At 62.5% G+C, this 13109-nt stretch carries 13 protein-coding genes and 2 tRNA genes; 13 read left to right on the top strand and 2 right to left on the bottom strand.

What is annotated here, in order from left to right:
* Window positions 1-3: 3 nt before the first annotated feature.
* Window positions 4-744, bottom strand: coding sequence for an NAD-dependent epimerase/dehydratase family protein (locus VPH41_RS18030; protein WP_328571008.1), 741 nt, complete (start codon window positions 742-744; stop codon window positions 4-6).
* The gene (locus VPH41_RS18025) at window positions 741-1031 is read right to left on the bottom strand and encodes a DUF2917 domain-containing protein (protein WP_193317159.1); all 291 of its coding nucleotides are present in this window, start codon (window positions 1029-1031) and stop codon (window positions 741-743) included. The genes VPH41_RS18030 and VPH41_RS18025 overlap by 4 nt, the downstream gene beginning before the upstream one ends.
* A 180-nt stretch (window positions 1032-1211) precedes the next feature.
* On the opposite strand from VPH41_RS18025, the gene VPH41_RS18020 reads away from it, so the two are divergent.
* From VPH41_RS18020 to VPH41_RS17960, 13 genes are all read left to right on the top strand, one after another.
* Window positions 1212-2633: an aminotransferase-like domain-containing protein gene (locus tag VPH41_RS18020; RefSeq protein ID WP_328571007.1), complete on the top strand. Its 1422-nt coding sequence runs from the start codon at window positions 1212-1214 to the stop codon at window positions 2631-2633.
* 276 nt (window positions 2634-2909) lie between these two features.
* Window positions 2910-3113 carry a hypothetical protein gene (locus VPH41_RS18015; protein ID WP_328571006.1) on the top strand — a complete coding sequence of 68 codons (204 nt, stop codon included), beginning with the start codon at window positions 2910-2912 and terminating at the stop codon, window positions 3111-3113.
* Between the two features lie 147 nt (window positions 3114-3260).
* Window positions 3261-4550, top strand: coding sequence for a serine--tRNA ligase (serS, locus tag VPH41_RS18010; protein ID WP_152258180.1), 1290 nt, complete (start codon window positions 3261-3263; stop codon window positions 4548-4550).
* Between the two features lie 112 nt (window positions 4551-4662).
* Window positions 4663-4752 (top strand) — tRNA-Ser (locus VPH41_RS18005).
* 346 nt (window positions 4753-5098) lie between these two features.
* A tRNA-Ser gene (locus tag VPH41_RS18000) sits at window positions 5099-5188 on the top strand.
* Between the two features lie 237 nt (window positions 5189-5425).
* A complete protein-coding gene (gene hisC / locus VPH41_RS17995) occupies window positions 5426-6481 on the top strand; it encodes a histidinol-phosphate transaminase (RefSeq protein WP_328571005.1) in 1056 nt (351 codons plus the stop codon).
* Between the two features lie 155 nt (window positions 6482-6636).
* Entirely contained in the window at window positions 6637-6966 is a 330-nt protein-coding gene (locus VPH41_RS17990) for a PadR family transcriptional regulator (protein ID WP_152282551.1), read from the top strand.
* Window positions 6967-6977: 11 nt separating this feature from the next.
* Entirely contained in the window at window positions 6978-7508 is a 531-nt protein-coding gene (locus VPH41_RS17985; protein WP_328571004.1) for a DUF2812 domain-containing protein, read from the top strand.
* A gap of 80 nt (window positions 7509-7588) precedes the next feature.
* Window positions 7589-8458 (top strand): NAD(P)-dependent oxidoreductase, encoded by an 870-nt coding sequence (locus VPH41_RS17980; protein ID WP_328571003.1) that lies wholly within the window; start codon window positions 7589-7591, stop codon window positions 8456-8458.
* 204 nt (window positions 8459-8662) lie between these two features.
* Window positions 8663-9727 (top strand): YeiH family protein, encoded by a 1065-nt coding sequence (locus VPH41_RS17975; protein ID WP_092718840.1) that lies wholly within the window; start codon window positions 8663-8665, stop codon window positions 9725-9727.
* 16 nt (window positions 9728-9743) lie between these two features.
* Window positions 9744-11093 carry a D-amino acid dehydrogenase gene (locus tag VPH41_RS17970; protein ID WP_328571002.1) on the top strand — a complete coding sequence of 450 codons (1350 nt, stop codon included), beginning with the start codon at window positions 9744-9746 and terminating at the stop codon, window positions 11091-11093.
* Between the two features lie 26 nt (window positions 11094-11119).
* The gene (locus tag VPH41_RS17965) at window positions 11120-11929 is read left to right on the top strand and encodes a thiazole synthase (protein WP_328571001.1); all 810 of its coding nucleotides are present in this window, start codon (window positions 11120-11122) and stop codon (window positions 11927-11929) included.
* An 83-nt stretch (window positions 11930-12012) separates the two neighbouring features.
* Window positions 12013-13023, top strand: a complete 1011-nt coding sequence (locus VPH41_RS17960) for a porin (RefSeq protein ID WP_328571000.1) — start codon at window positions 12013-12015, stop codon at window positions 13021-13023.
* The last annotated feature ends 86 nt before the right edge of the window (window positions 13024-13109 follow it).

Genomic DNA, 13109 nt, shown 5'->3' with positions numbered 1-13109 from the left:
GGCTTACAGGCCCAGCAAAGTAAAACCGTCATCCTGCGGCGCATAGCCCACCAGCTGGCGCGTCGCTGCGATCGACAACCGTTTGTAGCGGTTGTCCGACACGCCATGCACGACGTGGTAGCCGGGCTTCACGTCCGCTGCCACGCAGCGGGCCAGCAATTGCACCACGTCGCGCTCGCTGATGAAGGCGGCGATGTCGCGTGCGCTGTGCTGTTGACCTTGCTCAAACTGCGCCACGTTGGCGATGCGCACGGCAATCGCCGTCATGCCGTGCTGGTGCGCGAACGCGGAGGCCACGCCTTCGCCGAAGGCCTTGCTGGCGCCATACATATTGGCGGGCCGGGCCGGCATGTGCTCGTGCACCTGCACATCGAGCGGATAGCCTTCGATGACTTGCGCGCTGCTGGCAAACACCACTCTTTTCACGCCTTGCGCCTGCGCCGCGCGGAAGATATTGTGCGTGCCGATGATGTTCGGCTGCAGCAGCTGCGTGTCGAAGTCGGCGCTGGCGTGCGGTACGCCAGCCAGGTGCAGCACCACGTCGATATCGGCGCAGGCGGCCAGGCAGGCGGCGTAGTCGCCCACGTCGAGAGGAATGGATGGGCAGGGCGCTGGCGCCAGCCCGTCAGTGTGCAGGTCGGCCAGGCGCAGGGAGAATTCCCCGTGCCGGCGCTTCCAGAAAGCGGTGCCGATGACGCCGGCGGCGCCCGTGACGAGGACGCGCAGTGGTGGTGCTTGAGTCATGTATTCCTAATATGCAAGGTGTGTGGCAGTGCCAGGTTCAGCCAGCGCAGCAGGGCGGGACGCGGTGCGGCCGTGCCATGGACGCGGATGTGTCCGCTACCCACGGCTTCCACCAGCACCAGGCCGTCATTCGGGACCGTGTAGCGCTCGCCGCTGCGCAGCACGCAATCCTCGAATTGGGCATAGGCCGTGATCCAGGCCGTGCCGGACAGGCATTCGATCACCTTCGCATGCGCTTTTTCCAGGCGCAAGGGCCGTTCGCTGCGTAATTCATGGTCGGTATGCATGGCATCGCTCCTGTTGTGCTGACAGGAACAGTTTAGGCCCTTGCTGCCAACCATGACAGATGCAGGAAAACGAAATTGTGATGAATACAGTGTACTTCATCGTACACTGTGCTTGTCAAAAAAATCGGCAACTGTATCTGTGCGGGCCACGCGCGGCAGCCGCATACTGAAGGGATGAACATGGGTACGCACACGAATCTGTACGAGCACCTGGCCAACGAGCTGGGTGCCCTGATCGACGCGCGCGTATTCGCGCCCGGCGACCGCCTGCCGTCGATCCGCCACCTGGCGCAGCAAAAGCGCATCTCCATCAGTACCGTGATGCAAGCCTTGCGCCTGATGGAAGACCGGGGGCAGGTCGATGCGCGGCCCCAGTCCGGCTATTTCGTGCGCCACCGGGCGCCGCGCCGCCCGTGCAGCGCGGACGCCCAGCACTTGAAGGAGCCGGCCTTTGTCGGCATCAACAACCTCTTGATGCGCGTGCTGAAGGAGAACGAGACGCGCGACGTGGTGCAGCTGGGCACGGCCTGGCCGCCCGACGAGATCCTGCCCATCAAGCGCATGCAGCGCACCATCAGCGCCGTGGCGCGGCGCGATCCCGTCCTGCTCAGCAAGGTCAGCTGCTATGACATCAGCGAAGGCAATTTCCTGCGCCAGGTCACGCGCCGCGCGCTGGACTGGGGCAAGCTGGACCCGCAAGAAATCGTCGTGACGAATTCCTGCACGGAAGCGATCAGCCTGTGCCTGCGCGCAGTGGCCAAGCCGGGCGACACCATCGCCATCGAGTCGGCCACGTATTTTGTCCTGTTGCAGATGATCGAAAGCCTGGGCATGAAGGCGCTGGAAATTCCCACCGACCCGAAGACGGGACCGTCGCTCGATGCGCTGGAGCTGGCCCTGCGCGCCGGCCTCGTGCAAGCGTGTCTGTTCGTGCCGAATGCGAACAACCCGCTCGGTTGCGTCATGCCGGAAGCAAACAAGAAGCGGCTGGCGGGCCTGCTGTCGGAATTCAATATTCCGTTGGTGGAAGACGACGTGTATGGCGACCTGTGCTTTGCACCGCAGCGTCCGTGGCCCGTGAAAGCCTACGACACGAGCGGCAACGTTTTATTGTGCTCCTCGTTTTCCAAGGCCATCACGCCCGCGTCGCGCGTGGGCTACGTGCTGGCCGGGCGTTTCGCCCAGGAAGTGGCCCTGCTCAAGACCGTGTCGAGCGGCGCCACCAGCCATTTCTTCCAGGCCGTGCTGGCCGACTTTTTGGAAGGCAGCAGCTACGACCAGCAGCTGCGCAAGATGCGGCGCACCCTGGTGCAGCGTATCGCCCGCATGTCCGACGCCGTGGCGGCGCATTTTCCGGCGGATTGCATGCTGTCCGAGCCGCAGGGCGGCTTCGTGCTGTGGGTACAGATGCCGCCGCAAGTCGATGGCCTGGCCCTGCATGGCCAGGCCATCGCGGAAGGCGTGGCGTATATGCCGGGCCAGCTGTTCTCGGCTTCGGGCAAGTTCGGCAATTATCTGCGCCTCAATTGCGGCAATGCGTGGACGCCGCGTATCGAGCAGGCTATCGGCCGTCTGGGGCGTCTGGTCAAGGATGCCTTGTAGAACGCCTGTCAAAACCTACTGCGCGGCGCGCTTTGCGGCCTGCGATGCTCACTGTGCTACAGCACAGTTGCGCTTCTTAGCCACAAATCACTGCCGCTCGCTACGGTTCTGTCAGGCGTTGTTCATTCCCTTGTTTTCCCTTCAGTCCCCGTTTTTCACCGTTCGCTCCCTGTTTTTCGCCGCTGGTCGCAAGCCGGTGGCGTCTTGCCTGCGCGTTGGCTAAAGTACCACCATACCAAGCGCAGTCAAACGAACAAACCAACCAGGAGTTACATCATGAACGCACTGAAAAACATGGAAATCACCTTTATTGCCGCCGCCGTCATCGCCATCGGCACCAGCTTCGCCACCGCCGGCGCGAATACGGTCGAGGTGAGCGCCAGCAGCACCGTGATCGCCCAGGCTGCCGACAGCAAGATGCCGGTCGTTACCGTCAGCGCCCGCCGCCTGACGGCTGCCGAAAAAGCGGCCTTTATCTGAACGCCAGCCTGAGCATCGGATGTAAAGCGGGCGCGAGTGCCCGGCCAGGCTGCCATGACGATGGCGGGCCGTGTGCAAAACTCATAATGAACTGAACGGGTCTTGGTACAATGGATGCTTTCGATACATCGGCACCGCCATCCATCCATGATAGATATCCAACTTCTCCGTAAAGACATCGCCACTGTTGCCGCCCGCCTGGCAACGCGCAAATTCCAGCTCGACGTGGCAGGTTTCAACGCCCTCGAAGCCGAACGCAAGGCGATCCAGACGCGCACCGAAGAGCTGCAGGGCAAGCGCAACGCGCTGTCCAAGCAAATCGGCATGTTGAAAGGCAAGGGGGAAGACACCTCGGCCGTGATGGCGCAAGTGGCTGGCCTGGGCGACGAATTGAAAGCCGATGAAGCGGCACTGACCCTCGTGCAAGCCAAGCTGAGCGAATTCATCATGGCCGTACCGAACCTGCCGCACGAATCGGCCCCCGTGGGTACGGACGAGTCGGGCAACGTGGAAGTGCGCAAAGTGGGCACGCCGCGCACCTTCGATTTCGAAGTCAAGGATCACGTCGACGTGGGCGCCCCGCTGGGCCTGGACTTCGAAGTGGCCACCAAGCTGACCGGTTCGCGCTTTTCCGTCATGAAGGGCGGCATCGCCCGCCTGCACCGTGCGCTGGCGCAATTCATGCTCAACACGCACGTGGACGAGCATGGCTACACGGAATGCTATACCCCCTACATGGTCAATGCCGATTCGCTGCGCGGCACGGGCCAGCTGCCGAAATTCGAAGCTGATCTGTTCTCGGTGAAAAAAGGCGGCGTGGAAGGCGAGGGCGAGACCTTCTACCTGATCCCCACCTCGGAAGTGTCGCTGACCAATATCGCGCGTGACGAGATCCTGGCGCTTGACCAGCTGCCACTGAAAATGACCGCCCATACGCCATGCTTCCGCTCGGAAGCGGGCAGCTACGGCCGCGACACGCGCGGCATGATCCGCCAGCACCAGTTCGACAAGGTGGAAATGGTGCAGGTCGTGCATCCGGACACGTCGTACCAGGTGCTGGAAGAAATGGTTGGCCACGCGGAAACGATTCTGCAACGCCTGGGCTTGCCATACCGCGTGATGTCGCTGTGCACGGGCGACATGGGCTTTACCGCCACCAAGACCTTCGACCTGGAAGTGTGGCTGCCGGCGCAGAACACCTACCGTGAAATCTCGTCCCTGTCGAACACGGAAGCCTTCCAGGCCCGCCGCATGCAGGCGCGTTTCCGCAACGCGGCCGGCAAACCGGAACTGGCGCACACCCTGAACGGCTCCGGCCTGGCAGTGGGCCGCACCCTGGTCGCCGTGCTGGAAAACTACCAGCAGGCAGACGGCAGCGTCGAGATCCCGCCAGTGCTGCGTCCGTACATGGGCGGCCTGACGCATCTGAAGGCCTGAAAGGTTTAGGCAACCATAGTGAATGGAAGGCTTAAAATAGTCCTTCCATTTTCTCAAGCGGCTGCTATAATCTTGCCTTCCCGCAGCAATGCAGGAAAAGACCGCAGCAAATGGAGAGGTGGCAGAGTGGTCGAATGTACTTGACTCGAAATCAAGCGTACGTTAAATCGTACCGTGGGTTCGAATCCCACCCTCTCCGCCAGAACAAATAGAGAAAGCTCCCGCAAGGGAGCTTTTTTTATTTGTGGCGGCGAAGAGGAGCAAGGCGCCTGCGCGCCTTGCGCGTGGGATTCGAAGACGAGCGCGTATTCGCGCGAGGCTCTCCGAATCGACCAATTGGTTTCACGCGTGCGCCAAGGCGGCGTCTATAAAGGCGAGCCGCGCCTTGGGCGAGGCTCCCCGAATCGTCCAATTGGTTTTTTGGTTTGGCTACCAGCCCTCAGTTGCAAATCACCAATAAAACCCCTACCCAACTGAACAATCCCCATGCTAAAATAGCGCCTCGTTCAAACAGGCATGCCAGTTTGAATGAATAGACCGCAGTAAACGGAGAGGTGGCAGAGTGGTCGAATGTACTTGACTCGAAATCAAGCGTACGTTAAATCGTACCGTGGGTTCGAATCCCACCCTCTCCGCCAGAATACATAAGAGAAGCTCCCGCAAGGGAGCTTTTTTTATGCCCACAACAGATGCCAGCCACCAGCGCATCAAGTCCAGGTAGAAAAACCGCCCAAAGCGCACAGCGCAAGGCGTTTTTTCCTCCATTCAGTCCTTACCTGCCAGCTCCAAATGCCGGCCAAAGCCAACACCAGTCCGAGCGTGCCGCCAGCCATGGTAATCTACTCAATCCCTGTCCTTGACCTTAGCCACAAGCAATGAGCCGATTCTGGAGCACCATCGTCAGCGAGCTGACCCCCTACGTCCCCGGCGAGCAGCCGAAGCTGCCCGACCTGGTCAAACTCAACACCAACGAAAATCCCTACGGCCCGTCGCCGCAGGTGCTGGCCGTCCTGCGCGAAGCTGCCAACGACAGCCTGCGCCTGTACCCGGATCCCACGGCGAGCGAACTGAAGCAAACTCTGGCCGACTACCACGGCCTGAACAGCGCGCAAGTGTTCGTCGGCAATGGTTCCGACGAAGTGCTGGCGCTGGCTTTCATGGCCCTGCTCAAGCACGACGCGCCGCTGCTGTTCCCCGACATCAGCTACAGTTTCTATCCCGTGTATTGCAAGCTGTATGGCATCGATTACCGCACGGTAGCACTCGACGAGTCCATGCGCATCCGTCCGCAAGACTACCAGGGGCCATGCGGCGCCATCATCTTCCCCAATCCCAATGCTCCCACGGGCGTGGACTTGCCGCTGGCCGGCGTGGAAACCCTGTTGCGTGACCATCCCGACGCCGTGGTGGTAGTCGATGAAGCGTATGTGGATTTCGGCGGCGACAGCGCCGTGGCCCTGGTCGACCGTTATCCGAACTTGCTGGTGGTGCAGACGTTCTCGAAATCGCGCTCGCTGGCCGGTTTGCGCGTGGGGTCCGCCTTCGGGCATCCGGACTTGATCGAGGCGCTGGAACGGGTGAAGAACAGTTTCAACTCGTATCCGCTGGACCGGCTGGCCCTGGCCGGCGCCGTCGCCTCGCTGCGCGACGAAGCGTATTTCCAGCAGACGCGTCAGGCCGTCATCGCCAGCCGCGAACAGCTGACGGCGGACCTGGCGGCGCTGGGCTTCGAGGTGCTGCCATCGGTGGCCAACTTCGTTTTTGCCCGCCACCCGCAACATGACGCGGCGCAACTGGCGGCCGGCTTGCGCGCCCGTTCCGTGATCGTGCGCCATTTCAATGCGCCGCGTATCAGCCAGTATCTGCGCATCAGCATCGGCAACGTGGGCGAATGCGCGGCCCTGCTGGCGGCGCTGCGCGATCTGGTGTAATTCCTCCCTCCCATCCGCCGCCGTGCATGGCGGCGGTGACGTCCAGCCCCTTCCTGCTTGTCAAAAAGAATAGATATTGCAGTCATGCGTGATATTATATCGTTGTTCGATATAGCGATTCACGCTATACCGATGTCCGTACTATGGGGGGGAAAATGGATGCGTCGATAGAAAAGCTGCTGCCCTTGTCGGAAGCCACGTACTACATCCTGCTGGCCTTGCGCGAGCCGGCGCATGGCTACGCCATCATGCAGCAGGTCGAAGCTATCAGCGAAGGGGCCGTCAAGATCGGCCCGGGCACCCTGTACGGGGCATTTGCCAACCTGGAAAAGCAGGGACTGATCGAGATGGTGCGGGAAGCCGAGCGGCGCAAGATCTACACCATGACGGACCTCGGGCGCCATGTGCTGCTGGCGCAATTGCGGCGCTTGCGCGTGATGGTGCGCGTGGGTGAGGCGGATGCGCCATTCTTATCAACATACTGAGGTGAAACAGGATGAGTGAACAACGGTCGCATGTGTATAAATGGTTCATCGAACTCGATGACGGTCACATCGAGGATTGGCTGCGCGCGCAGGCCCGGGCGGGATGGCATTTGCAGAAGTTCCACATGCCGTGCCGGTTTACGTTCGTGCGGGGCGAACCCGCCGACAACGTTTACCGCTTCGACTCGTTTCCCGCATGGAAGCGCAGCAGCGATTATGAGCAGCTCTGCCAGGATGCCGGCTGGGAGCTGGTGTTTTGCTGGTGGGGCAGTTATTGCTGGCGCAAGCCTGCGGCAGACGGCAAGCCGAATGACATCTATACGGATACGCCATCGAAGATCGCCAGGCAGCAACGCTTGCTGACGTACTTCGGCCTCACCGGTTTGTTGTTGATGTACAACCTTATGGGTAGCAGCGACCGCGAGATGGACACGCTGCGCATGGTGCTGACGGGCGTACAGCTGGCCCTGGTCTTGCCCATGTCCTATCTGATCTGGCGCACCGTCGGCCGCCTGCAGCGCCTGCGTAGGCAGGCGCTCTAGACGCAGCGGCCGCTGGCAGCTGCCACGCACGGCCATTTGTGCAACAATAATCGCATTCATACATCGACAGGACGGACAATATGGCAAAAGTGGCATTCATCGGTTTGGGCGTCATGGGTTTCCCCATGGCAGGCCACCTGGCGGCGGGCGGACACGAGGTCACCGTGTACAACCGCAACCCGGCCCGCGCGGCCGCCTGGCTGGAACAGCACAAGGGCAAGAGCGCCGCCACGCCGGCCGCGGCCGCAGCAGGCGCCGAGTTCGTCTTCACCTGCATCGGCAACGATAACGACCTGTATCAGGTCATCCTGGAAGAGGGCGGCTTGCTGTCCGCCATGGCGCCGGGCAGCATCCTGATCGACCATACGACGGCTTCCGCCGAAGCGGCGCGCACCATCCATGCGGCAGCGAAAGAACAGGGTGTGTTCTTCCTCGACGCGCCCGTGTCCGGCGGCCAGGCGGGCGCGGAAAACGGCAAGCTGACGGTGATGGTGGGCGGCGACGCGGAGGCGTATGCCCGGGCCGAGCCCGTCATCGCCCTGTTCTCGCGCGCCGTCACCTATATGGGAGCCTCCGGTTCCGGCCAGCTGACGAAGATGGTCAACCAGATCTGCATCGCGGGCCTCGTGCAAGCCTTGAGCGAAGGCATCGCCTTTGCGGAAAATGCGGGCCTGGATGCGGCGCTCGTCGTCGACGTGATTTCCAAGGGCGCTGCGCAGTCGTGGCAGCTGGAAAACCGGGGCAAGACCATGATCGAGCGCAAGTTCGACTTCGGCTTCGCCGTCGACCTGATGCGCAAGGACCTGGGCATCTGCCTTGCCGAAGCCAAGCGCAACGGCAGCGACTTGCCCGTGACCACTCTGACGGACCAGTTCTATGGCGAAGTGCAGCAGGCGGGCGGCAACCGCTTTGATACGTCCAGCCTGATTACCCGTCTGAACAAAAAGTAATCTTTCAAGCACCAGCAACGGCGGCGCGTCCCTGCAAAGGGCCGCGCCGCTTGTCGTTTACGGCGTCGACATCATTAAAACGTCAGTTTCCGGAACATCCGGTTTCGATTTTCATGGAAAAGCATGGACTTCGCTAGCTCATCGTGTATTATTAAAAAACGAGATGAAATGTCCCAATTTTTAAAACATTATGAGCGGACCCGCATGAAAACCAACTCCTCAGCGATAACACGCGTTGTCGACAAGAACATTCCCTACCTGTCTTCCGCCGTCGCCATCTGGCGCCCCCGCGCCGTGCTGCGCAGCTGGCCCGGCGTGGCCATTGCGCTGGTGATTGCCCTGTCGGCCACTTTTATTTCCAGCAATTACGGCGGCCCCCAACTGCTGTATGCCTTGTTCTTCGGCCTGGCTTTCCACTTCCTCGCGTCCGATCCCACCTGCAAGCCCGGCATCGAGTTTTGCAGCAAGGTGCTGCTGCGCACGGGCGTGGCCCTGCTGGGCGCGCGCATCACCTTCAACCAGATCGCTTCCGTGGGCGTGACGCCCTTGCTGATCGTCGTCGGCGGGCTGATCGCCACCCTGGGTTTCGGCTATCTGCTGGCCAGGTGGCTCAAGCGCCCCATCACGGAAGGGATTTTGTCTGGCGGCTCCGTGGCCATCTGCGGCGCCTCGGCCGCGCTGGCCATCTCGGCCGTGCTGCCGCAAACCAAGGAAAACGAGAAATTCACCCTGCTCACGGTGGTGGGCGTGACGTCGCTGTCCACCCTGGCCATGATCGTCTACCCGCTGCTGGTCAAGCTGCTGGGTTTTGACCCGACGGAAGCGGGCGTGTTCATCGGCGGCACCATCCATGACGTGGCGCAGGTGGTGGGGGCGGGCTATCTGGTCAGCAACCACACGGGCGACGTGGCCACCTTCGTCAAGCTGACGCGCGTGGCTTGCCTTGTGCCCGTCGTGCTGGGCCTGTCGATCATGTTCAAGCGCAAGGACGGCAAGAGCGAAGTCGATGCGCCGCCGCTCGTACCGTTCTTCCTGATCGGCTTTGTCTGGCTGGTGATTACCAACAGCCTGGGCCTGATTCCGCAGGAAGTGAATGGCTGGATCAACAATGCTTCGCGCGCCTGCCTCGTCATCGCCATCGCCGCCCTGGGCGTGAAAACCTCGTTCCAGTCGCTGGCTTCGCTGGGCTGGCGTCCCGTGATCATGCTGGTGATGGAGACCGTGTGGATCGCCGCTTTCGTCGCCATCGCCGTGCTGCTGACGCGCTGAGCGAGCCGGGTCCGTCATGAAGATCCTTGTCCTCGGCGCCGGCGTGGTCGGCACGGCCACGGCCTGGTACTTGCGCCAGGCGGGCCACGACGTGCGCGTGCTCGAGCGCCAGGCGGGCGCCGCGCAGGAAACCAGCTTCGGCAATGGCGGACAGATATCCGTCTCGCACGCGGAACCGTGGGCCAACCCCGCCACCCTGCGCAAGGTCGTGCGCTGGCTGGGCAAGGACGATGCGCCGCTGCTGTTCCGGCCCCGCCTGGACCCGCTGCAATGGCAATGGGCCTTGCACTACCTGCGCGAATGCCTGCCGTCGCGGGTGGCGCGCAATATGCGCCAGATTGTCGCGCTGGCCGAGTACAGCCGGCAGAGTTTGCAGGCATTGCGGCGCGAAACGGGCATCGTGTACGACCACCTGGAGCGGGGTATCCTGCATTTCTATACGGACCAGCAGGAGTTCGATAAATCGCAGTCCGGCGCCGCGCTGCTGCGCGAGCTGGGCTGCCCGCGCAACACCGTCAGCGCCGACGAGGTGATCCGCATCGAGCCGGCCCTGGCCCACGCGCGCAGCCGCATCGTGGGTGGCGACTTCACGGCCACCGACGAGTCGGGCGATGTGCACTTGTTTACCACGGCGCTGGCCGCGCGCGCCGCCGCGGCCGGCGTGGATTTTTGCTTTGGCACCACCGTGACGCGCTTGCTGGCAGACGGCGAAAGAGTCACTGGCGCGGAGTGTATCGATGCGCAAGGGCGCCACCGCCTGGAGCACGCCGATGCCGTGGTGGTGGCCATGGGCAGCTTTTCCGCGCCCCTGCTGCAGCCGCTGGGCATCCGGTTGATGCTGTATCCGGGCAAGGGATACTCTGCTACCTATCCGATTCTCGACCCTGTCAGCGCACCGACCGTCTCGCTGACGGACGACGGCCACAAGCTCGTGTTTTCGCGCCTGGGCGAACGCCTGCGCGTGGCGGGCACGTGCGAGCTGAACGGCTACACGCGCGAACTGAACCCGCTGCGCTGCGCCGCCATCACGCGCCGCGTGCAGGCGCTGTTTCCCCATGCCTGCGATTACAGCGATCCCGTCTACTGGGCCGGCCTGCGTCCGCTGACGCCGTCGAACGTGCCCTACATCGGCGCCACGCGCTACCGCCAGCTGTTCCTCAACACGGGCCACGGCACCCTGGGCTGGACCATGGGCTGCGGCGCGGGCAGGGCGGTCGCCGAGCTCGTATCGGGACGGCGGCCTGACGTCGATTTTGCGTTTTGCGGGCAACGCTTGGCACCGCAGTCTGCGGCAGAGGCATTCCGGGGTCAGACCCGCCGGGGGAATATGCCCCAATGGGGCACATTCCGATCCCGCAAGGACTGACCCCAGCTTTAACTTAGGAGATCACGATGAGAGACGACGCCACCCCCGCACAAAACGGCCTGACCCTGGCCGGCACCACCTACCAGTCGCGCCTGCTGGTGGGCACGGGCAAGTACAAGGATTTCGAGGAAACGCGCCTGGCCATCGAGGAGAGCGGCGCCGAGATCGTCACCGTGACGATACGCAGGGTCAACATCGGCCAGGAAAAGGGCGAGCCGAACCTGCTCGACTTCATCCCGCCGTCGAAATACACGATCCTGCCCAACACGGGCGGCTGCTACAACGCGCGCGACGCCGTCTACACCTTGCAGCTGGCGCGCGAGCTGCTGGGCGGCCACCCGCTGTGCAAGCTGGAAGTGCTGGGCGATGAAAAGACCCTGTTCCCGAACATGCCGGAAACCTTGAAGGCGGCTGGGGAGCTGGTGCGCGACGGCTTCCAGGTGATGGTGTATTGCAGCGACGACCCCATCCAGGCGCGCATGCTGGAAGACCTGGGCTGCATCGCCGTCATGCCGCTGGCGTCATTGATCGGCTCGGGCATGGGCATTCTGAATCCGTGGAATTTGTCCCTGATCATCGAGCAAGCCCGTGTACCCGTGCTTGTCGATGCGGGCGTGGGCACGGCGTCGGACGCGGCTATCGCCATGGAACTGGGCTGCGACGGCATCCTCATGAATACCGCCATCGCGGCGGCGCGCGAACCGATACGCATGGCGCGCGCCATGAAACTGGCAGTGCAGGGCGGGCGCGAGGCTTATCTGGCCGGACGCATGCCCCGGAGAGCGAACGCCATGAGCGCTTCGCCCTCGTCGCCCATGGCCGGGCTGATCGCCTGAGCCGCCGCATTGACCCGTAGTTGCAACACCGTAGTTGATTATCGTTTCAAGCGTTTATAAAAACCACAATATCTGGAGATGACATGAAACACACACTCGTAGCGGCGGCCATCCTGGCCACATTCTTCGCCGGCAGCGCCAGCGCCCAGTCGTCCGTCACCGTGTACGGCTTGCTCGACGCGGGCCTTACATCGGAACACGGCGGCGCGGACGGTTCCGTCACCAAGCTGGCCACCGGCGTGCAGTCGGGCAGCCGCATCGGCTTCAAGGGCACGGAAGACCTGGGCAATAATCTGAAAGCCAACTTCTTGCTGGAAAATGGCCTCGACCTCGACACGGGCGCCTACCGCCAGGGCGCCTTGTTTGGGCGTAAGGCGTACGTGGGCCTGTCGGGCGGCTTCGGCGCCGTGAATATCGGCTTGCAGCACAACCCGCTGTTCACCGCGCTGGACAATATCGACCCGTTCGAGACGGGCATGACGGGCGCATCGATCAACCTGATGAGCGTGGCCAGCCTGCGCACGAAAAATTCCATCATGTATGAAACGCCGAAGGTGAACGGCTTGTCGGCGGCCGTCATGTACGGCCTCGGCGAAAAGCCGGACAGCAACACCCTGGGCCGCACCATCGACTTTTCCATCGATTACGCCAACGGCCCGCTCGTGCTGACCCTGGCCCACGACAATCGCAAGGACACGCCGCTGAACACGGCGAAAGTCACCTTGCTGGGCGGTACCTACGACTTCGGCCCCGCCAAGCTGCACGCCGCGTATGAAACGGACAAGGACGATGCGGGCACGGATTTCCGCGACTACATGCTGGGCGTGTCGGCGCCCGTGGGCGCGGCGGGCAGCGTGATGGCCTCGTACATCCGCAAGGATGACCGCACGAATGCGCGCCGCGGCGGGCGGCAGCTGGCCATCGGCTACACCTATGCCTTGTCCAAGCGCACGAATCTGTACACCTCGTACGGCCGCATCAATAACGATGGCGCAGGCACCAATTTCGTCGGCGACGCGTCCAGCGGCGGCAGCGTGCCCTTGCCAGGCCATAACTCGAGCGCCTTCACGGCCGGCATGCGCCTGAAGTTCTAAGGCGCACGGCAGGCAACACCGGTGGCGGCTTATCTGTTGCGGATAAGCCGCCATTGTTGTTTCAGGAATGGACCTTGCTCACGGAT

Origin of the sequence: Janthinobacterium sp. P210006, assembly GCF_036231885.1 — a bacterium.
Classification (GTDB): Bacteria; Pseudomonadota; Gammaproteobacteria; order Burkholderiales; family Burkholderiaceae_D; genus Janthinobacterium; species Janthinobacterium violaceinigrum.
This window is presented reverse-complemented; position numbering and strand designations above follow the sequence as displayed.